Genomic DNA, 21,170 nt, shown 5'->3' on the forward strand with positions numbered 1-21,170 from the left:
GTGCTCTACTCGGCGTTGCCAGACGCTCAGGGTCTATATGACCCGCAAAATGAGGCCGATTCGTGCGGTGTCGCGATGATCGCCGACATCCAGGGGCGCAAGTCGCACCGAATCGTCTCCGACGGCCTGATCGCACTGGAGAACCTCGAACATCGCGGCGCGGCCGGTGCGGAGGCCTCCAGCGGCGACGGCGCGGGCATCCTGATCCAGCTCCCCGTCGAATTGCTCCGCGAGGTGGTCGATTTCGAGCTGCCCGCTCCCACAGCCGATGGTGACAACACCTTCGCTGCCGGTGTGTGCTTCCTGCCGCAGGATCCCGTGGCGCGGTCGGCCGCGCGTGAGCGCATCGAGGCGATCGCCGTCGAAGAAGGTCTTGAGGTGCTCGGGTGGCGCAAGCTGCCGGTCGACCCCGACGGCGCAGGCATCGGTGCGACGGCACTGGGCTGCATGCCGTACATGGCGCAGTTCTTCGTGACGGCTCCGGAGACCGGGGGAGCGCGGCCCGCCGGCATCGACCTGGACCGGCTGGTCTATCCGGTGCGCAAGCGGGCCGAACGCGAGGACGTGTACTTCCCCACACTGTCCAGCCGCACCATGGTCTACAAGGGCATGTTGACGACGATGCAGCTGCCCCAGTACTTCCTGGATCTGCGTGACGAGCGGTGCCAGAGCGCGATCGCCATCGTGCACTCCCGCTTCTCCACCAACACCTTCCCGTCGTGGCCGCTGGCGCACCCCTTCCGGTTCGTCGCCCACAACGGCGAGATCAACACCGTGCGCGGCAACCGCAACCGGATGCATGCGCGTGAGGCCAAGCTGGCCAGCCCGCTGATCCCCGGCGATCTGAGCCGCCTGTCACCCATCTGTTCACCCGAGGCCTCCGACTCGGCGTCGTTCGACGAGGTGCTGGAGTTGCTGCACCTCGGTGGGCGCAGCCTCCCGCACGCGGTGTTGATGATGATCCCCGAGGCGTGGGAGAACGCGACCACGATGGGCGCCGCCGAGCGCGCGTTCTGGCAGTTCCACGCCTCGCTCATGGAACCGTGGGACGGCCCGGCGTGTGTGACGTTCACCGACGGCACCGTCGTCGGTGCGGTCCTCGACCGCAACGGTCTGCGCCCCGGACGCTGGTGGCGCACCGTCGACGACAGGGTCATCCTGGCCAGCGAGGCCGGCGTGCTCGACGTGCCGTCGGGCGAGATCGTCGCGAAGGGCCGGCTGCAGCCGGGCAAGATGTTCCTGATCGACACCGCGGCCGGCCGCATCGTGCCGGACGACGAGATCAAGGCCCAGCTGTCGGCCGCCGAACCGTACGAGGAATGGCTGCACGCGGGTCTGCTGGACCTCAAGACCCTGCCGGAGCGCGGGGTCGCAAAACCCAACCACGACTCGGTGGTGCGGCGCCAGATCGCCTTCGGCTACACCGAGGAGGAACTGCGCGTCCTGCTCACCCCGATGGCCGCGTCGGGCAACGAGCCGCTCGGCTCGATGGGCACCGACACCCCCACCGCGGTGCTGTCGTCACGCTCACGGCTGCTCTACGACTACTTCGTCGAACTGTTCGCGCAGGTGACCAACCCGCCGCTGGACGCGATCCGTGAAGAGGTCGTCACCTCGATGGCCCGCGTCATGGGGCCCGAGGAGAACCTGCTGGAGCCGACGGCGGCCTCGTGCCGCCAGATCGTGCTGCGCGCACCGGTGATCGACAACGACGACCTGGGCAAGATCGTCCACATCAACGACGACGGCGAGCATCCCGGGCTTCGCGCCACGGTGCTGCGCGCGCTGTACGACGTCGAACGCGGCGGTGAGGGGCTCGCCGAGGCGCTCGACGACCTGCGGCGTCGGGCCAGTGAGGCGATCGCCGACGGCAAGCGGATCCTGGTGATCTCCGATCGCGACTCCGACCACACCCGCGCACCCATCCCGTCGCTGCTCGCGGTGTCGGCGGTGCACCACCACCTGGTGCGCACCAAGGAACGCACCAAGGTGGCGCTCGTGGTGGAGAGCGGCGACGCCCGCGAGGTCCACCACATCGCGTTGCTCATCGGTTTCGGTGCGGCCGCGGTGAACCCGTACCTGGCATTCGAGTCGATCGAGGACCTCATCCGCGAGGGCGAGCTCACCGGCATCGAACCGGCCGCCGCGGTGCGCAACTACATCAAGGCGCTGTGCAAGGGCGTGGTCAAGGTGATGAGCAAGATGGGCATCTCCACGGTCGCGTCCTACACCGCCGCGCAGGTTTTCGAGGCGATCGGCCTGGACCGCGGTGTGATCGACGAGTACTTCACCGGCACCACCAGCCAGCTCGGCGGTGTCGGGCTCGACGTGCTCGCCGACGAGGTCAAGATGCGGCATCGCCGTGCCTACCCCGAGAACCCCACCGAACGGGTGCACCGCAGGCTCGAGGTGGGCGGTGAGTACGCGTTCCGTCGTGAGGGCGAGCTTCACCTGTTCACCCCGGAAGTGGTGTTCCTGCTTCAGCATTCGACGCGCACCGGCCGGCGTGACATCTTCGCGAAGTACTCCGAGGAGGTCGACCGGCTGTCCCGCAAGGGCGGCACGCTGCGCGGGCTGTTCGAGTTGAAGACGGGCGTGCGCCCCCCGGTTCCGCTCGAAGAGGTCGAGCCGGTCGAGTCGATCGTCACCCGGTTCAACACCGGCGCCATGAGCTACGGGTCGATCTCGGCCGAGGCCCACGAGACCATGGCGATCGCGATGAACAAGCTGGGTGGGCGGTCCAACAGCGGCGAGGGCGGCGAAGACGTCGACCGCCTCTACGATCCGCGCAGGCGCAGCGCGGTCAAGCAGGTCGCGTCGGGACGTTTCGGTGTCACCAGCGACTATCTGGTGAATGCCACCGACATCCAGATCAAGATGGCTCAAGGCGCGAAACCCGGTGAGGGCGGTCAGCTTCCGGGCTACAAGGTGTATCCCAACATCGCCAAGACCCGCCATTCCACTCCGGGTGTCGGGCTGATCTCGCCGCCGCCGCACCACGACATCTACTCCATCGAGGATCTCGCTCAGCTGATCCACGACCTGAAGAACGCCAACTCCGACGCCCGCATCCACGTCAAGCTCGTCAGCAGCGTCGGGGTGGGCACGGTCGCGGCCGGTGTGTCGAAGGCGCACGCGGACGTGGTGCTGATCTCCGGGCACGACGGCGGCACCGGCGCGGCGCCGTTGACCTCGCTCAAGCACGCGGGCGCGCCATGGGAGATCGGCCTGGCCGACACCCAGCAGACGTTGGTGCTCAACGGTTTGCGGGACCGCATCACCGTGCAGTGCGACGGTGGTCTGCGCACCGCGCGTGACGTCGTCGTCGCCATGCTCCTTGGGGCCGAGGAATACGGCTTCGCGACAGCGCCCCTGGTGGTCTCGGGCTGCATCATGATGCGGGTGTGTCATCTCGACACCTGCCCGGTCGGTGTCGCGACGCAGAACCCCGAGCTGCGGGCCCGCTTCAACGGCAAACCCGAATTCGTGGAGAACTTCTTCACGTTCATCGCCGAGGACATCCGCAGGTACCTGGCCGAACTGGGTTTCCGCAGCATCGACGAGGCCGTCGGGCACGCCGAACTGCTCGACACCGCAGAAGGTGTGGCGCACTGGAAGACTCGTGGCCTGGATCTGGACCCCATTTTCGCGGTGCCCACCGACGCCCATGGCGCCAAGCTCACGCAGCGCCGCAAACTGCGCGAACAGGACCACGGACTCGATCAGGCCCTGGACCGCACCCTCATCCAGCTGGCCGAAGGGGCGCTGGAAGACGCCCATGCGGTGCGGCTGGAACTGCCGGTGCGCAACGTCAACCGCACCGTCGGCACCCTGCTGGGGTCGGAGGTGACGCGCCGCTACGGCGCCGCGGGGCTGCCCGACGACACGATCCACGTCACGCTGACCGGATCGGCCGGTCAGTCGATCGGTGCGTTCCTGCCGCCGGGCATCACGCTCGAGCTGGTCGGTGACGCCAACGACTATGTCGGCAAGGGACTTTCCGGCGGACGTGTGGTCGTGCGGCCACCGGACGACGTGCTGTTCCTGCCGGAGGACAACGTCATAGCAGGCAACACCCTGATGTACGGCGCCACCTCGGGTGAGGTGTACCTGCGCGGACGGGTCGGGGAACGCTTCTGCGCCCGCAACTCCGGGGCTCTCGCGGTCGTCGAGGGCGTCGGCGATCACGCCTGCGAGTACATGACCGGCGGCCGGGTGGTCATCCTCGGCAAGACGGGGCGCAACATGGCGGCAGGCATGTCCGGCGGCATCGCCTTCGTGCTGGGGCTGGACCCGGCGAGGGTGAACACCGAGATGGTGCAGCTGCAGCGGCTCGATCCCGAGGACCTGGAGTGGTTGCACCACGTGGTCACCCACCACGTGCGCTACACCGGGAGCACGCTGGGCACCTCGCTGTTGTCCGACTGGCCAAGGCGCAGTGCCCAATTCACCAAGATAATGCCCACCGACTATCAGCGCGTCCTGCAGGCGACCCGCATGGCCAAGGCCGAGGGCCGGGACGTCGACAGCGCGATCATGGAGGCCAGCCGTGGCTGATCCCACCGGATTCCTACGTGTACCGAAGATCGAGGCCGCCAAGCGGCCCGTCGACGAACGTGTCGGCGACTGGCGTGAGGTGTACGAACGCCAGGACCCGCACGAGCGTGCGGGCGAGGTGTCGCAGCAGGCACGCCGCTGCATGGACTGCGGTATCCCGTTCTGTCACTCCGGAACTGCCGGGTGCCCGCTGGGCAACCTGATCCCGGAGTGGAACGACCTGGTGCGCCGCGGGCGCTGGGACGCCGCGAGCGACCGGTTGCACGCGACCAACAACTTCCCGGAGTTCACCGGACGGTTGTGCCCCGCGCCGTGTGAGGCGGCGTGCGTGCTGTCGATCTCCGAGGAGCACACCGGAGGCAGCGTCACCATCAAACGCATCGAGCAGTCCATCGCCGACCAGGCGTGGATGGACGGCACGGTCGAACCGCAGCCGGCCCAGATCTCGACGGGCAAGAGCGTCGCGGTGGTCGGTTCGGGGCCTGCGGGACTCGCTGCGGCACAACAGCTCACACGCGCCGGGCACGAGGTGACGGTCTACGAGCGCGACGACCGGCTCGGCGGACTGCTGCGCTACGGCATCCCCGAGTACAAGCTGGAGAAGGCGACGCTGAACCAGCGGCTGGCGCAGATGCGCGCCGAGGGCACCCGGTTCGTCACCGAGTGCGAGGTCGGCGTCGACGTGTCGGTCGAGCAGTTGCGTAACCGGCACCAGGCCGTGGTGCTCGCCGTCGGCGCGCTGCGCGGCCGCGACAACGACGTGCCCGGGCGCGAACTGGCCGGGGTGCACCTGGCGATGGAGCATCTCGTGCCGGCCAACCGCGAGTGCGAGGGCGACGGCCCGTCGCCGATCTCGGCGGCAGGCAAGCACGTCGTCATCATCGGTGGCGGTGACACCGGCGCGGACTGCCTGGGCACCGCGCACCGTCAGGGCGCGGCGTCGGTGACGCAGCTCGACTACAACCCCGAGCCCCCCGAGCGGCGCGACGACACCCTGTCCCCGTGGCCGACGTGGCCGCTGGTGCTGCGCACCTCGCCCGCGCACGCCGAGGGTGGAGCACGGCGCTTCGAGGTGGCCGTCCAGCGCTTCGTGGGTGACGACAACGGCCATGTGCGTGCCGTCGAGATCGCCGAGGTGCGGGTCATCAGGGACGCCGAGGGACGTAGGCAGATCACGCCTGTGGGGGAGCCGCTGGAGATTCCCTGCGACCTGGCGCTGCTGGCGATCGGTTTCGAGGGTGTCGAGCACATGCCTCTGCTGGACGACCTCCACGTCGAGCTCAACAAGCGGGGCGCCATTCCGTGTGGCTCGGACTGGCAGACCGACGCGCCTGGGGTGTTCGTGTGCGGTGACGCGCACCGCGGGGCCTCCCTGGTGGTGTGGGCCATCGCCGAGGGTCGCAGCGCCGCACACGCCGTGGACGCCTACCTGATGGGCGAGTCGGATCTCCCGTCCCCGGTGCGTCCGGGCACGCTGCCCCTGGCCGTCGTCTGAATCGTCGTCTGAATCGATCAACGACTATGCTCGGCAGATGTGAGCAGACGCGGAAAGATCGTTTGTACGCTTGGCCCCGCCACCAGCACGGATGAGACCGTCAGGGCGCTGGTCGAGGCCGGGATGGATGTCGCGCGGCTGAACTTCAGCCACGGCGACTACAGCGACCACGAGGCCGCCTACAAGAGGGTGCGCGCGGCATCGGATGTCACGGGTCATGCCGTCGGCATCATGGCCGACCTGCAGGGCCCCAAGATCCGGCTGGGCCGTTTCAAGGACGGCCCGACGTATTGGGCGACCGGTGAGACCGTGCGCATCACCGTCGAGGACTGCGAGGGCACCCATGACCGCGTGTCCACCACCTACAAGCAACTCGCGCAGGACGCCGCCAAGGGTGACCGCCTGCTCGTCGACGACGGCAAGGTCGCGCTGAGGGTCGAAGAGGTCGACGGCGACGACGTCGTCTGCACGGTCACCGAGGGCGGCCCGGTGAGCAACAACAAGGGTGTGTCGCTGCCTGGCATGAACGTCTCCGTGCCGGCGATGTCCGAGAAGGACATCGAGGACCTGGAGTTCGCGGTGCGCCTCGGTGTCGACCTGGTCGCGCTGTCGTTCGTGCGTTCGCCCGCCGACATCGAACTGGTCCACGAGGTGATGGACCGCGTCGGCCGCCGCGTGCCCGTGATCGCCAAGCTGGAAAAGCCCGAGGCCATCGAGAATCTCGAGGCTGTGGTGCTGGCGTTCGACGCCGTGATGGTCGCCCGCGGCGACCTGGGTGTCGAGCTCCCGCTGGAAGAGGTGCCGCTGGTTCAGAAGCGCGCCATCCAGATGGCCAGGGAGAATGCCAAACCGGTCATCGTCGCGACCCAGATGCTCGAGTCGATGATCGAGAACTCCCGGCCCACCCGCGCCGAGGCGTCCGACGTCGCCAACGCCGTGCTCGACGGTGCCGACGCGGTGATGCTGTCGGGGGAGACCTCGGTGGGCAAGTACCCGCTGGAGGCCGTGCGCACCATGGCCCGCATCATCCAAGCGGTCGAGGACAATTCGGTGGTCGTGCCGCCGCTGACCCACGTACCCCGCACCAAGCGCGGCGTGATCTCTTATGCCGCACGCGATATCGGCGAACGCCTGGACGCCAAGGCGCTGGTCGCGTTCACGCAGTCCGGTGACACCGTGCGCCGCCTGGCGCGCCTGCACACCCCGCTGCCGGTGCTGGCGTTCACGGCGCTGCCCGAGGTCCGCAGCCAGCTCGCACTCACGTGGGGCACCGAGACGTTCATCGTCCCGCAGATGTCGAACACCGACGACATGATCCGGCAGGTCGACAAGTCGTTGCTCGAGCTCGGCCGCTACAAGCGCGGCGAGCTGGTGGTCATCGTCGCGGGTGCTCCTCCGGGCACAGTAGGCTCCACCAATCTGATCCATGTGCATCGCATAGGAGAGGACGACGTCTAGGCGAGCTCACGGAAAGGGGTCCGGTGTCACAGGCCGACTTCGAGGAACTACTGGCGGTTCTCGACCTCGAACGGGTCGGTGAGGATCTCTTCATCGGGTCGCATCCCAGCAAGAACCCGGTGCGCACGTTCGGCGGTCAGATGACCGCGCAGGCGTTCGTCGCCGCGGGGCGCTCGCTTGAGCACAAGCTCTCGCCGAGCGCCCTGTCGGCGCATTTCATCGCAGGCGGCGACCCGGAGAAGGACCTGGAGTTCCACATCGTCCGGCTCCGGGACGAGCGCCGGTTCGCCAATCGCCGGGTGGACGTCATGCAGAACGGCGAACTGCTGACCACGGTGATGATCTCGTACATGAACGGTGGCCGCGGCCTCGAGCACAATGTGCCCGCGCCCGACGTGCCACGTCCGGAGACGCTGCCCAAGATCGACGAATTGCTGCGCGGCTACGAGGAAACCGTGCCGTTGTTCGTCAACGCGCTGCGTCCGATCGAGTGGCGGTACACCAACGATCCGGCCTGGGTCATGCGCGACAAGGGCGGAAAACTCGACCACAACCGCGTCTGGCTCAAGACCGAGGGCGAGATGCCCGACGATCCGGTGCTGCACGGCGCGGCGCTGGTCTACTCGTCGGACACCACGGTGCTCGACTCGATCATTACCACGCACGGATTGTCCTGGGGTTTCGACCGGATCTTCGCGGTGACCATGAACCACAGCGTGTGGTTCCACCGGCCCATCAGGTTCGACGAGTGGGTGCTGTACTCGACCACCTCACCCGTGGCCGCCGAATCGCGCGGTCTGGGCACCGGACACTACTTCGACGCGTCCGGGCAACTGGTGGCCACCGTGGTGCAGGAAGGCATCGTCAAGTACTTCCCCGGCAAGTAGTTTCGCCGACCGTGCGATTTCGTCCGCGACACGCCGGTCGACGCGGATGAGACCGCACGCTCGGCGCGACCTGTTGCCTCAGCGGCTCTGCGGGGTGCCGAACTCGTCCTCGACGCGTTCCTCGAACTGCACGCGGCACCGCTCCTGCGCGGCCTGATCGTTGCCGGCGTCCTCCAGACACGCGATGTACTCGCGGCCACCGAGCTCCTCGAACCACTTGAACCCGAGGGTCGCCCAGATCGCGATGAACGCCAGTGACAGCACGACGGCGATGCCGCCCAACACGATTCCGGCAATCGCGACGCCACCGTTGGTCGCCTCGCCGCGCTTGGCCCGTCCGTGCCCCAGGAAGCCGAGCACGATGGCGACCACACCCACGATGAGGCCGCCGATGATCGACCAGCACAGCACCAGACCCGCGATCGCGGCGATCAGCGCCGCGATGCCCAGCCCGTTGCGCGGGCCCGCGGCACCCTGGGCCGGCGGCTGTGCCGGGTAGCCGCCGCCGTACGGGGGCGGATAGGAACCGGGGTACGCGCCCGGATACGCGCCGTAGGGCTGGGAGCCGTACGGCTGCGAGCCGTATGGCGCCTGCGACGCGGTGTCGTAGGCGCCTTGCGACGCGCCGTAGGTGTAGGGCGGGTTCGATTCCGGCGGCGGCGAGGCCGTGTCTGACGACTCGGTCGACTCACCGGATCGGGTCGGCGGGGGAGTCTGGCCGGGATCAGACGGCTGCCCAGACGATTCTGTCGGTTCCGGTCGGTCCGACCCGGGCTCACCAGCTCGTTCGTCGGTCATGTCTGTGAGGCTACCTTCCCGCCACCGCGAGACGGCCGGTACAGCGAACAACCGGGCAGTCGAAACCGGGCGGAAGATGGTGCGTCGCGACGACGACCGTGCGGTCGGCGGCGAACAGAGCCCCCGGCGTCAGAAGGCCTTCCAGCATCTGCCGGGCATCGCCGGCGTCGAGATTCTCCGTCGGCTCGTCGAGCAGGACCACCGGAAACGCCGAGATCAGCGCACGGGCGATGAGCAGGCGCCTGCGCTGCCCCGCCGACACCGCCGCGGCACCGCCCACCAGTACGGTGGACAGACCGTCGGGCAGCCCGGCCAGCCACTCGCCGAGCCCCACCCGGTCGAGCGCCGCGACGAGCTCGGTGTCGGTGGCGTCACCACGCACCACCAGGAGGTTGTCACGCACGGTGGTGTCGAACAGGTGGGCGTCCTCGGCGAAGACGGCTGCGCGTTGCGGAGTTTCGCCGCCCGCCCCGTTCAGCCTGTCCGCGATGGCCATCAGCATCGTGGTCTTGCCCGACCCGCTGGGGCCCACCACCGCGAGACGATCGCCGGGGGCGAGGTCCACCGTCGCCACGTCCGGCCGGGACCGCAGCGGTGTCGGCGCCGTCAGTTCCAGCAGCCTGCGCGCCGCGACACGGGACCTCATGAGCTGCGCGGCGGCATCCGGAAGCGCGGTGGTCGCCTCGAACGCCGAGAGCGGCAACAGCATCAGGATCGCCGCGGTGGTGGGGGCGACGGTCGGTGCGAGTGCGATACCCGCGATCACGGCACCGACAACACTTACGCCCATCGCAGCCGTCGGCATCGCGGCAGCCACGGCCGCCGGGGCCGCGGCACGGTCGGCCGCCTCACCCCAAGCGCGGTGATGACGCTCGAAGGTCGCGATGACCGAGTCGAGCCTGCCACTGACGCGCAGCTCGGGCGCGTGTTCGAGCGCGAGCATGCCTGCCGTGTCACGTTGCGATCGGTGTTCGGCTGCAACGGTTTCCGACGCGTGCGCGGCGCGTGCCGCGAGCGCGGGCGCGACGACGCCGGCAACGACCAGGCACATCGCCAACACCGCCGCGGAGGCCGGGGAGATCACCGCGATGACGCCGACCGCCGCGCAACCGAGCACCACCGCCACCACGATCGGGAGCAGCGCGCGCACCAGGACATCGGCGAGCTCGTCGACGGCAGGTCCGAGCCGGGCGACCAGCTCACCGCTCGGCAGCCGCATCGCTTCGTCCGGCGGTGCGTCGGCGAGCTTGCGGTACAGCCCGGTCCTGGCATTCGCCGCGGCCCTCAGCGCGCTGTCGTGCGACGCCAACCGCTGGCAGTAGCCCAGGACGCCGCGGGAGATGCCCAGCGCGCGCACCGCCACCACCGCGACGGTCAAATCCAGCACGGGCGGCATCTGCCAGGCGCGGGTGATCAGCCACGCCGAGATCCCCGCCAACGCCAGTGCGCTGCCCAGCGAGAGCACCCCGAGCGCCGCGGCCAGCAGGAACCGCCCGAGCCGGGGACGCAACAGCTCGAGGGTCAGGCGGAGCAACGGATCATGGCGCAACAAGGGAACTCTCCATCGTCACCACGTGATCGGCCGCGGCCAGGACCGGCGCGCGGTGACCCACCATCACCACGGTCGCCCCGGCGCGGGCACGCGCCACGATCGCTGCCAGCACCCGGTCTTCGAGCGCGCCGTCGAGGTGTGCGGTCGGCTCGTCGAGCAACAGCACGTCAGCGGGTGCGCCCAGGGCACGCACAAGACCCAGGCGTTGACGTTGCCCCAGGGACAGGCCGACACCGCCACGGCCCAGCGGCGTCTCCGAGCCGTCGGGGAGTTCCCCTAGCACCTCGTCGAAACCGACTGAGCGGCAGACCTCATCGAGGCCGGGCACCGGGCCCAGGAGCTCGAGGTTCTCCCGTACCGTGCCGGGGACCAGCACAGGACGGTGGGGCATCCAGGCGAGACGGCCCCACCACGCGGAACGGTCGAGCGCGCCGACCTCGACGCCCGCGACAAGGATCGGGCCGCACGGTGATTCCTGCAGGCCCAGAATCGCCTGCAGCAGAGTGGATTTACCCACACCGTTGGGCCCCGTCAGTACGGTCACGCGACCGGGCTCCATCACCGCTTTCAGCGCGGGTACCTCGATCACGGGCGCCCCGGCGGGGACCACCTCGTGGCCCGTGGGCGGATGAGGCTCGGCGCACAACCGGAGAGCCTGCTCAGCGGCGGTCTTGCCGTCCTGCGCCGCGTGGAACGCCGCACCCACCCGGCGCAACGGCCAGAACACCTCGGGTGCGAGCAGCAGCGCGGTGAGCCCCGCGGCCAGTGTCATGTCGCCGAACACCAGGCGCAGGCCGACGCTGACGGCGACCAGCGCGACGCCGAGGGTCGCGAGCAGTTCGAGCACCAGCGCCGAGAGGAACGAGATGCGCAATGTGGCCATCGTCGAACGGCGATGGCTCGCCGACAGTTCGGCGATCCGCTGGACAGAGCCGCCGGCACGGCCGACCGCGCGCAACGTCGGGATGCCCGCGATGAGGTCCAGCATCCGTCCCTGCAACGTCGTCATCGCGGTGAGCGCGGCCGCGGACCGTTCGGCTGTGAGCAGGCCGATCAGCACCATGAAGATCGGGATGAGCGGCAGCGCGATCACCACGATGGCCGCGGCCTGCCAGTCGTAGGCGGCCATCACCACGAGCGCTGCGGGCGTGAGGATCCCGGCGAGCACCACGGCGGGCAGGTAGCCCGTGAAATACGGGCGCAGACCGTCCAGCCCCCGCGTCACCACTGCAGCCGCGGAGTCACGGTCCGCCGCCAGCCGCCGCGGCGACGACGTCGTGACCGAGGACAGCACCTGCCGGGACAGCTCGCCGATGACCGCGGTGGCACCGCGCTGGGACAGGCGGCCCTGGAACCATTGCGCGACAACACGCACCGACCACAGCACCGCGAGTGCGACGAGCCCAGGAGCCCAGTCGGTCTCGCCGCCGAGGGCGGTGGCCGGGTTGGTGATGATGCCGGCGACGATGTGGGCGAGCACCACGGCCGAGGCGATCGTGCAGCCCGCGATCACCACGCCGCACGCGACCGCAGCGATCAGGTAGCGCCGCAGCGCACCGGTCGCCCCGGTGGTACCGGTACCACCGCGGATGCCGAGCGCACGCCAGAGGTTCAGCTCGACCGCCTGGACAATCCGATCGGGGCCGGGATGCGGTCGGCCGAGATGCGCTTGCTGAACACCCAGTACGTCCAGCCCTGGTACACCACCACCAAGGGGGCGAAAACCAGTGCGGCCCAGGTCATGATCTTGAGGGTGTAGGGCGAGGACGATCCGTTGTAGATCGTCAGGCTCCAGTCGGGGTTCAGCGTCGAGGGGATGAGATCCGGGAACAGCGAGCCGAACAGCAGCACCACGACCGCCGCGACCACGACGCTCGTCGCACCGAAGGCCCAGCCCTCGCCGCTGCCGCGGAAGACCTGTGCGACGGCGACGAGCTGTGCGATCACCGCGGCTGCCAGCACGATCCAGGTCCAGCCGGTTCCGTGCGCCACCTGTGTCCACACCCCGAACGCCGCTACCAGCGCCGTGGCGGGAAGCGCCAGCAGGCGGGCGAATCCGAACGCGTCGGTGCGGATCTCTCCGGAGGTCTTCAGCGACACGAACACCGCGCCGTGGAAGGCGAACAGCGCGCAGGTGGCGAGACCACCCAGCAGCGTGTACGCGTTGAGCAGATCACCGAAGAACGACAGGTGGATCTGCTTGTCGGCATCGACCGGCAGCCCGCGCACCAGGCTCGCGAACGCGACACCCCACAGGATCGCCGGAACCCACGAGCCGACGGCGATTCCGGTGTCGGCCCAGCGCCGCCACCCGGGATCGTCGATCTTGCCGCGCCATTCGATGGCCACGATGCGAAGGATCATCGCGCACAGGATCACCAGCAGCGCCAGGTACAGGCCCGAGAACATCGAGGCGTACATCTCGGGGAAGGCCGCGAACATCGCACCGCCCGCGGTGATCAGCCACACCTCGTTGCCGTCCCACACCGGTCCGATGGTGTTGAGTGCGGCCCGGCGGTACGGCTCGGGGTCCTGTCCGCGTTTCTCGGCGGCACGGCCGAAGAACGACATCAGCATGCCGACGCCGAAGTCGAAGCCCTCCAGCAGGAAGAAGCCCAGGAACAGAACGGCCAGCAGGATGAACCAGAGTTCTTGCAGTCCCATCGATCCGCTCCTTCTAGTAGGCGAACGACAACGGCGCGACGTCGTCGGCGTCCGGTGGCCTCGGCGCGGCGGGTTCGGAGTCGTGCTCGGACGGCCCCTGCACGATGTAGCGGCGCAGCAGGAAGAACCAGATGACCGCCAGCACGGCGTAAACCAGGGTGAACGCCACCAGGGACAGCACCACCAGACCCACGGAATGGTCGGACACACCCTGCGCGACCGTGAGCCGGATGTCCTGATCCCCGGTGGGATTCGGCACCACGACCCAGGGCTGGCGGCCCATCTCGGTGAACACCCAGCCCGCGCTGTTGGCCAGAAACGGTGTGGGGATGGTCAGCAGCGCGAACCAGCTGAACCACCGCTGATCAGGGATCCGCCCACCGCGGGTCAGCCACAGCGCCGCGAGCGCGAACAGGCCTGGTACGGCCAGGAATCCGATCATCGCCCGGAACGACCAGTAGGTGACGAACAGGTTGGGGCGGTAATCGCCGGGCCCGAACTTCTCCTCGTAGCTGCGCTGCAGGTCCACGACTCCGTCGAGGTGCACGCCGCTGAACTTGCCCTCGGCGAGGAACGGCAGCACGTACGGCACCTCGATGAGGTGGACGACGCTGTCGCAGTTGTTGTGGGTGCCGACGGTGAGGACCGAGAAGGACGGGTCCTGCTCGCTGTGGCACAGGGATTCGGCCGACGCCATCTTCATGGGCTGCTGCTCGAACATCAGCTTGCCCTGCGCGTCACCGGTGAAGAACAGTGCCACCGCGGCGACCAGTGTCACCCAGCATCCGAGGATCGTGGCCGGCCGGTACATCGTCGCGGCGTCGGCGGCCGATTCACCGCCCGTGCGGTGTGAACGCACCATCCACCACGCGCACACGCAGGCCACGAAAACACCTGCGGTGAGGAACGCGCCCGACACGGCGTGTGTGAAGGCCGCGATCGCGGTGTTGTTGGTGAACAACGCGAAGATGCTCTCCAATTCGGCGCGACCGGTCTCCGGATTGAACCTGGCGCCCACGGGGTGCTGCATGAACGAGTTCGCCGAGATGATGAAGAACGCCGACAGGTTCACGGCGATCGCGACGATCCAGATGCACGCCAGGTGCAGCCACCGGGGGAGTCGCGTCCACCCGAAGATCCACAGCCCGATGAACGTGGACTCGAAGAAGAAGGCGGCCAACCCCTCCATGGCCAGCGGTGCGCCGAAGATGTCGCCGACGAACCGCGAGTACTCGCTCCAGTTCATGCCGAACTGGAATTCCTGCACGATGCCGGTCGCGACGCCGATCGCGAAGTTGATCAGAAAAAGTTTGCCGAAGAAACGAGTGAGGCGGTACCAGGTGTCGTTGCCCGTGGCCACCCACACGGTCTGCATGACGGCGATGAGCGGCGCGAGCCCGATCGTCAGCGGGACAAATATGAAGTGGTAGACCGTGGTGATTCCGAACTGCCACCGCGATACGTCCAGAGCGTCCATCTGACCTACTTTCGAGCCTGCCAGGTCGATCTACGACGGAGTGTAGTAGCGATGCTCGGCGATAGCCAGGAGATCGACGCAGGTAGCGCGGTGGGTTAGCTCACGGGAGGCGCCGATGGTGAGCCGGTCGACAAGGCGGCGCCGAGCTTCCTGACCCCGCTGCGGATGCCGAACGCCGAGACGACCTCGAAGACGCCGAGGACGATGAGCCACACGCCCACCACGATCGCCAGCGTCGCGAGCGATTCGAACGGGGCCGCGAGCATCACCACGCCGGCCAGCAGGCTGATCACCCCGAAGAAGATCTCCCAGCCGCGCCCGGGCAGCGCCGGGTCGCTGATCGCCGACACCGCGGTGGCCACGCCGCGGAAGACAAAGCCCACACCGATCCAAATGGCCAGCAGCAGAATGGATTCCTGCAAACTGCGGAAACAGAGCACTGCCAGGATCAGCGCCGCCGCGCCGCTGACGAACAGCAGCACCCGCCCACCTGCCGACACGTGAAGGCTGAACGCGAAGATCACCTGCGCGACACCGGTGATCAGCAGATAGGCGCCGAAGCAGATCGCCGCGACGAGCAGCGTGATGCCCGGCCAGGCCAGGACCAGCACCCCGAGGACGACCGCGAGGACACCTGAAACCAGCGTCGCCTTCCACAGGTGCGGCAACAAGCTTGGGGCAGCGGTAGTTTCCATGGCCGAATTGTGGCACACCGGCACACGCGGTCAGCGGATTTTACGTTACCGCTGTGGCGCATTTCCACGGTCGTTAATGTTCCATTACCAGCGTGCGCGCTGGGTCCATGGTCGTTAACGTTTCCGGGTTGGAACGGGGCGGAACACGACCCGAGGCAGAAAGTAGAGGCAACCTGTGAGAGCTGGACGTCAGAACCGGCGGGGCAAGATGTGGCGTTTCGCGGTGGTCCTCGCCGCGAGCGGCGCACTGACCCTGTCGGCGTGCGCGAGCGGTGAAGGCGGAGGCGAATCGTCGCCGGAGTCGACCCAGGCGGCGTCAGGGGCCAAGGTCGACGAGATCGCCAACACCCTGCCCGAGGACATCAAGTCCTCCGGCAAACTGATCGTCGGCGTGAACATCCCTTACGCGCCCAACGAGTTCAAGGACCCCAGCGGCAAGATCGTCGGCTTCGACGTCGACCTGATGAACGCGGTCGCCGCGACGCTGGGTCTCACCCCGGAGTATCGCGAGGCCGATTTCGCAAAGATCATCCCCTCGATCCAGGGTGGAACGTTCAACGTCGGCATGTCGTCGTTCACCGACACCAAGGAACGTGAGCAGTCGGTCGACTTCGTCACCTACTTCTCGGCGGGGTCGCTGTGGGCGCAGCGCGTCGGTGGCGGCATCGACCCCGAGAACGCCTGCGGCAAGAAGGTGGCGGTTCAGGCCACGACCGTTCAGGAGACCGACGAACTGCCCGCGCGGAGCAAGAAGTGCACCGACGCCGGTCAGCCCGCCATCGAGATCGTGCCGTTCGACGGCCAGGACGCCGCGACCAACGCCGTGGTGCTCGGCCAGGTCGACGCCATGTCGGCGGATTCCCCGGTGACGCTGTACGCCATCAAGCAGAGCAACGGAAAGCTCGAGAAGGCGGGCGAGGTGTTCGACTCCGCGCCCTACGGCTGGCCGGTCGCGAAGGGCTCGCCGCTGGCGCAGTCGCTGCAGCAGGCGCTGCAGCACCTCATCGACAACGGCGAATACGAGAAGATCGCCGCCAACTGGGGTCTCGAGGACGGAACCATCGACAAGCCGGCCATCAACGGCGCGGTCAGTTAGGAACGCACAGTGACAGATGTCGACACGCCGCCACAGGCGGCCCCGGCCGCTATTGACGCGGTGCCGCTGCGCCACCCCTGGCGCTGGGTGGCGGCGGTCGTCATCGTCGTACTCGCGGCCCTTTTCCTCTACGGCGCGGCGACCAACGATTCGTATCGCTGGCCGATCTACTTCGAGTACCTGTTCAACGAGCGGGTCCTCACGGTCGGTGTGCTCAACACGCTGCAACTGACCATCTACTCGATGCTCATCGCCATCGTCCTCGGCGTGCTGCTCGCGGTGATGCGGCTGTCGCCGAACCCGGTGTTCCGGTCGGTAGCGTGGGTGTACCTGTGGATCTTCCGCGGCACCCCGGTGTACGTGCAGTTGGTGTTCTGGGGTCTGCTCCCGACGATCTACCAGAACATCCAGCTGGGCGTGCCGTTCGGGCCGTCGTTCTTCCACCTCAACCTGCAGTCGCTGTCCATCCCGTTCCTGCTGGCGATCCTCGGCCTGGCCCTCAACGAGGCCGCCTACATGGCCGAGATCATCCGCGCGGGTATCAGCTCGGTGCCCGAGGGGCAGATGGAAGCGTCCACGGCACTGGGCATGTCGTGGGGGCTGGCGATGCGGCGCACGGTGCTCCCGCAGGCGATGCGCGTCATCATCCCGCCCACGGGCAACGAGATCATCAGCATGCTCAAGACCACATCGCTGGTGACCGCGGTGCCGTTCACCCTCGATCTGTACGGCATCACCTCACGTGAGATCGCCGCCCGGATCTTCGAACCCGTGCCGCTGCTGCTGGTGGCCGCGACGTGGTACCTCGTGATCACGAGCATCCTGATGGTCGGCCAGTACTACCTGGAGCGCTACTACTCGCGGGGTGCCTCGCGGAAGCTGACCACCAAGCAGCTCGAGGCGCTCGCCAAGGCCCAGACGGTAGGAGAAGCACACCCGTGACCACAGCGGAAGCCACCAGCGGCGACTACATGGTGCGCGCCGAGAGCGTGTGCAAGAACTTCGGTGCGCTCAAGGTGCTGCGGGGTGTCACCCTCAATGTCTCGAAGGGACAGGTGCTGGTGCTCGTCGGCCCGTCCGGTTCGGGCAAGTCGACGTTCCTGCGGTGCATCAACCATCTGGAGACCGTGAGTGCGGGGCGGCTCTACGTCGACGGACAACTCGTCGGCTACCGCGAACGCGGCGGCAAACTGCACGAGATGAAGCCGTCCGACGTGGCCAAACAGCGTCGCGACGTCGGAATGGTGTTCCAGCACTTCAACTTGTTCCCGCACCGCACCGCGCTGGCCAACATCATCGAGGCGCCCATCAAGGTCAAGGGCGTCAAGAAGAAGGAGGCCATCGACCGGGCCCGCGATCTGCTCAACCAGGTGGGTCTGGCGGACAAGGCCGAGGCCTACCCGGCGCAGCTGTCGGGTGGTCAGCAACAGCGCGTGGCCATCGCGCGCGCGCTCGCGATGAACCCCAAGCTCATGCTGTTCGACGAGCCCACCTCGGCGCTGGACCCCGAACTCGTCGGCGATGTCCTCGGCGTGATGAAGAAGCTCGCCTCCGAGGGCATGACCATGGTGGTGGTCACTCACGAGATGGGTTTCGCGCGCGAGGTCGCCGACAAGCTGGTCTTCATGGACGGCGGCGTCATCGTCGAGAGCGGCGATCCCCGCGAGGTCATGGCAAACCCGAAACACGAACGGACAAAAGCCTTCCTGTCCAAGGTGATGTAGCCCGTCGGGTAGCGTCGGACGGGTGGCGACAACTCGTTCCGACGTCTTCATCAGCACCGCGGAGCTCATCCAGCTGCTCGCGGCAGGCGGCCCGGTGACCCTGCTCGACGTGCGCTGGACCCTGGCCGAGCCGAACGGTGAACAGGCCTATCTCGACGGGCATCTGCCCGGCGCGGTCTACGTGTCGCTCGACGACGAGCTCGCCGACCACACCGTGCGCGGCCGCGGCCGTCACCCACTGCCGTCCGGACGTCACCTCGAGGCCGCCGCGCGCCGCTGGGGCGTGCGCGACGGTGTCCCGACCGTGGTGTACGACGACTGGAACCGCGCGGGTTCGGCGCGTGCCTGGTGGTGTCTGACCGCCGCGGGGATCAGCGGTGTGCGCATCCTCGACGGTGGTCTGGGGGCCTGGGTTGCGGGCGGAGGCGGTGTCGAGACCGGTCCGGTGACACCGGAACCGGGCGACGTCCGCGTCGTCCACGACGATCTGTACCGCGGCGCGCTGCCCACGCTGACCGCCGACGACGTGCAGTCCGCGGCTGCTCTGATCGACGCCAGGGCGCCCGAGCGGTTCCGCGGTGAGGTCGAGCCGGTCGACCCCGTCGCCGGTCACGTCCCGGGCGCGGTGAACCTGCCGAGCACCGGGCTGCTCAATCCCGACGGCACCCTGCGTGACGAGGCACAGGTGCGTGCGCTTCTCGCCGACCGCGGCGTCGACGACACCGGGGACACCGCAGTGGGTGCCTACTGCGGTTCGGGCGTGACGGCCGCGCTCACCGTGGCGGGCCTGGCCGCGGCGGGTGTCGATGCCGCGCTGTTCCCGGGATCCTGGTCGGAGTGGGTCTGCGATCCCGGCCGCCCGGTGGCACGCGGCGAGAAGTAGACGGCGTGGCGATCGGTGCCCTGAGCGGGCGTGCGATCACCTTAAGCTGAGCACGTGCAGCGCGAGCCCGACCCGGTCACACCGTTGTGGCGTGCCGCGCAGGGTTTTCGGCTGCTGAGTTGCCTGTATGCGCTGGGGTTCCACATCGCGATCACCGATGATCTGCGGCGTCCGGTGCTCGGGTGGGTCCTGTTCGCCGGCCTCATCGTGTGGAGCGCGGCATGCGCGACGGTCTATCTGACCGGGTCCCGCAGGCGCGGGACGTGGGTGATCGCCGAGCTCGTCGTGGTGGTCGCGCTGATGCTGTCGACGGAGCTGGTGGCGTCCGAACAGTGGATCGCCGACAACCAGTCCTGGCCGACGACGCTGTGGGCGACCAACGCCACCATCTCGGTGGCGTTGCACTTCGGCCCGATCGGGGGCATGTCCGCCGGGCTCGCGGTGATGGCGACGGTCGCGCTGCTCAAGGGCCATGTGAGCGTCAACCTCGGCCGCAACGCCACCATCGTGATCGAGCTCGCGGTCGGTCTGGCTGTCGGGATGGCCGCGCAGACCGCGCGGCGCGCGCACGCCGAACTGGAACGCGCCGTGCGACTCTCGGCGGCCCTGGAGGAACGTGAACGGCTCTCGAGGCGCGTGCACGACGGCGCGATCCAGGTGCTCGCCCTGGTGGCGCGCAGGGGGCGTGAGATCGGTGGCGAGACCGCGAAGCTGGCCGAACTCGCGGGTGAGCAGGAACGTGCCCTGCGTCGTCTGGTCAGCGCGGCCGACACCGACACCATGGCAGGCCCGCTCACCGATGTGGGTGCCCTGCTGCGGACGAGGGCCTCCGACCGGGTGTCGGTGAGTGTGCCCGCCGAACCGGTGCTGCTGGACCATCCGGTCGCGCGGGAACTGTTCGCGGCGGCCGAGAACGCGCTCGACAACGTCGCCGCGCATGCCGGCGCCGACGCTCGGGCGTTCGTGCTGCTGGAGGACCTGGGCGAGGAGGTCACGGTGAGCATCCGCGACGACGGTGTGGGCATCCCGGAGGGGCGGCTCGCCGAGGCCGAGCGGCAGGGTCGCATGGGTGTCGCGAAATCCATTGTGGGACGCATGGATTGGCTGGGAGGTACGGCGGTGTTGACGACGGGACCGGACAGCGGGACCGAGTGGGAGCTCACCGTTCCGCGCACACGGAAGGGGCAGTGATGACCGATGCGGCACCCACGGTGATGGTGGTCGACGACCACCCGATCTGGCGAGATGCCGTCGCCCGCGACCTCGCCGACGACGGTTTCGACGTCGTCGCCACGGCCGACGGCGTCGCGTCGGCGTCCCGCCGTGCCGCGGTGGTCCGCCCCGACGTGGTCCTGATGGACATGCGCCTCGGCGACGGTTCCGGGGCTCAGGCCACCGCGGAGGTGCTCGCGGTCTCACCGCGGTCGCGCGTGCTGGTGCTGTCGGCCTCCGACGAACGCGACGACGTGCTGCAGGCGGTCAAGGCAGGCGCCACGGGATATCTGGTGAAGAGCGCATCGAGAACCGAACTCGCCGACGCGGTCCGCGCCACCGCGGAGGGCCGCGCGGTCTTCACCCCCGGTCTGGCGGGACTGGTGCTGGGGGAGTATCGGCGCATCGCGCAACAACCGGCACAGGAGGGGCCCGCGACGCCCACCCTCACCGAACGCGAGACCGAGATCCTGCGGTATGTGGCGAAAGGCCTGACAGCCAAACAGATCGCCGCGCGTCTTTCGCTGAGTCACCGCACCGTGGAGAACCACGTGCAGGCGACGTTCCGCAAGCTCCAGGTCGCCAACCGGGTCGAACTCGCCCGCTACGCGATAGAACACGGGCTGGACGAGTAGTCCTACTCATCTCATCGCCGGGTTTTGCTGCCAGTGT

16 protein-coding genes are annotated in these 21,170 nt (G+C 68.4%); 10 read left to right on the forward strand and 6 right to left on the reverse strand.

What is annotated here, in order from left to right; genetic code table 11:
• Genes gltB through AT701_RS16170 form a run of 4 tightly spaced genes read left to right on the forward strand, consistent with a single transcriptional unit; the run spans position 1 to position 8,397 of the window.
• Positions 1–4,557, forward strand: coding sequence for a glutamate synthase large subunit (gene gltB / locus AT701_RS16155; RefSeq protein WP_058126197.1), 4,557 nt, complete (start codon positions 1–3; stop codon positions 4,555–4,557).
• Positions 4,550–6,052, forward strand: a complete 1,503-nt coding sequence (locus AT701_RS16160; protein ID WP_058126198.1) for a glutamate synthase subunit beta — start codon at positions 4,550–4,552, stop codon at positions 6,050–6,052. Before gltB ends, AT701_RS16160 begins: the two co-directional genes overlap by 8 nt.
• A 39-nt stretch (positions 6,053–6,091) precedes the next feature.
• Positions 6,092–7,510, forward strand: a complete 1,419-nt coding sequence (gene pyk / locus AT701_RS16165; RefSeq protein ID WP_058126199.1) for a pyruvate kinase — start codon at positions 6,092–6,094, stop codon at positions 7,508–7,510.
• Between the two features lie 23 nt (positions 7,511–7,533).
• The gene (locus tag AT701_RS16170; protein WP_003894617.1) at positions 7,534–8,397 is read left to right on the forward strand and encodes an acyl-CoA thioesterase II; all 864 of its coding nucleotides are present in this window, start codon (positions 7,534–7,536) and stop codon (positions 8,395–8,397) included.
• Between the two features lie 78 nt (positions 8,398–8,475).
• Here the strand turns inward: AT701_RS16170 and AT701_RS16175 are convergent, their stop codons facing one another.
• From AT701_RS16175 to AT701_RS16200, 6 genes are all read right to left on the reverse strand, one after another.
• Positions 8,476–9,195: a DUF4190 domain-containing protein gene (locus tag AT701_RS16175; RefSeq protein WP_223495581.1), complete on the reverse strand. Its 720-nt coding sequence runs from the start codon at positions 9,193–9,195 to the stop codon at positions 8,476–8,478.
• 10 nt (positions 9,196–9,205) lie between these two features.
• The gene (locus AT701_RS16180) at positions 9,206–10,744 is read right to left on the reverse strand and encodes an amino acid ABC transporter ATP-binding/permease protein (protein ID WP_058126201.1); all 1,539 of its coding nucleotides are present in this window, start codon (positions 10,742–10,744) and stop codon (positions 9,206–9,208) included.
• Positions 10,734–12,299, reverse strand: a complete 1,566-nt coding sequence (cydD, locus tag AT701_RS16185; protein WP_029104320.1) for a thiol reductant ABC exporter subunit CydD — start codon at positions 12,297–12,299, stop codon at positions 10,734–10,736. The genes AT701_RS16180 and cydD overlap by 11 nt, the downstream gene beginning before the upstream one ends.
• A gap of 59 nt (positions 12,300–12,358) precedes the next feature.
• A complete protein-coding gene (gene cydB, locus AT701_RS16190; protein ID WP_003894621.1) occupies positions 12,359–13,411 on the reverse strand; it encodes a cytochrome d ubiquinol oxidase subunit II in 1,053 nt (350 codons plus the stop codon).
• Between the two features lie 13 nt (positions 13,412–13,424).
• Positions 13,425–14,888 (reverse strand): cytochrome ubiquinol oxidase subunit I, encoded by a 1,464-nt coding sequence (locus AT701_RS16195; protein ID WP_003894622.1) that lies wholly within the window; start codon positions 14,886–14,888, stop codon positions 13,425–13,427.
• Positions 14,889–14,983: 95 nt separating this feature from the next.
• A complete protein-coding gene (locus AT701_RS16200; protein WP_003894623.1) occupies positions 14,984–15,583 on the reverse strand; it encodes an HdeD family acid-resistance protein in 600 nt (199 codons plus the stop codon).
• A gap of 208 nt (positions 15,584–15,791) precedes the next feature.
• Here AT701_RS16200 and AT701_RS16205 point away from each other — a divergent pair, with 208 nt between their 5' ends.
• Genes AT701_RS16205 through AT701_RS16230 form a run of 6 tightly spaced genes read left to right on the forward strand, consistent with a single transcriptional unit; the run spans position 15,792 to position 21,133 of the window.
• Positions 15,792–16,679 carry an ABC transporter substrate-binding protein gene (locus AT701_RS16205; protein WP_003894624.1) on the forward strand — a complete coding sequence of 296 codons (888 nt, stop codon included), beginning with the start codon at positions 15,792–15,794 and terminating at the stop codon, positions 16,677–16,679.
• A gap of 9 nt (positions 16,680–16,688) precedes the next feature.
• Positions 16,689–17,621, forward strand: a complete 933-nt coding sequence (locus tag AT701_RS16210; protein ID WP_058126202.1) for an amino acid ABC transporter permease — start codon at positions 16,689–16,691, stop codon at positions 17,619–17,621.
• Between the two features lie 29 nt (positions 17,622–17,650).
• Entirely contained in the window at positions 17,651–18,403 is a 753-nt protein-coding gene (locus tag AT701_RS16215; RefSeq protein WP_003894626.1) for an amino acid ABC transporter ATP-binding protein, read from the forward strand.
• Positions 18,404–18,425: 22 nt separating this feature from the next.
• On the forward strand, positions 18,426–19,286 hold the full coding sequence (locus tag AT701_RS16220; protein WP_003894627.1) for a sulfurtransferase: 861 nt from the start codon (positions 18,426–18,428) through the stop codon (positions 19,284–19,286).
• Positions 19,287–19,340: 54 nt separating this feature from the next.
• On the forward strand, positions 19,341–20,477 hold the full coding sequence (gene macS, locus AT701_RS16225; protein ID WP_011728916.1) for a MacS family sensor histidine kinase: 1,137 nt from the start codon (positions 19,341–19,343) through the stop codon (positions 20,475–20,477).
• A complete protein-coding gene (locus tag AT701_RS16230) occupies positions 20,477–21,133 on the forward strand; it encodes a response regulator (RefSeq protein WP_014877615.1) in 657 nt (218 codons plus the stop codon). The genes macS and AT701_RS16230 overlap by 1 nt, the downstream gene beginning before the upstream one ends.
• The last annotated feature ends 37 nt before the right edge of the window (positions 21,134–21,170 follow it).

Origin of the sequence: Mycolicibacterium smegmatis (assembly GCF_001457595.1) — a bacterium.
GTDB lineage: Bacteria > Actinomycetota > Actinomycetes > Mycobacteriales > Mycobacteriaceae > Mycobacterium > Mycobacterium smegmatis.

What these genes read in the sequence shown, in the direction of transcription:
- AT701_RS16205 (WP_003894624.1), top strand. Translation starts at nt 15,792, where the DNA reads ATGTGGCGTTTCGCGGTGGTCCTCGCCGCGAGCGGCGCACTGACCCTG.
- AT701_RS16230 (WP_014877615.1), top strand. Translation starts at nt 20,477, where the DNA reads ATGACCGATGCGGCACCCACGGTGATGGTGGTCGACGACCACCCGATC.
- cydB (WP_003894621.1), bottom strand. Translation starts at nt 13,411, where the DNA reads ATGGGACTGCAAGAACTCTGGTTCATCCTGCTGGCCGTTCTGTTCCTG.
- AT701_RS16215 (WP_003894626.1), top strand. Translation starts at nt 17,651, where the DNA reads ATGGTGCGCGCCGAGAGCGTGTGCAAGAACTTCGGTGCGCTCAAGGTG.
- AT701_RS16175 (WP_223495581.1), bottom strand. Translation starts at nt 9,195, where the DNA reads ATGACCGACGAACGAGCTGGTGAGCCCGGGTCGGACCGACCGGAACCG.
- AT701_RS16195 (WP_003894622.1), bottom strand. Translation starts at nt 14,888, where the DNA reads ATGGACGCTCTGGACGTATCGCGGTGGCAGTTCGGAATCACCACGGTC.
- AT701_RS16200 (WP_003894623.1), bottom strand. Translation starts at nt 15,583, where the DNA reads ATGGAAACTACCGCTGCCCCAAGCTTGTTGCCGCACCTGTGGAAGGCG.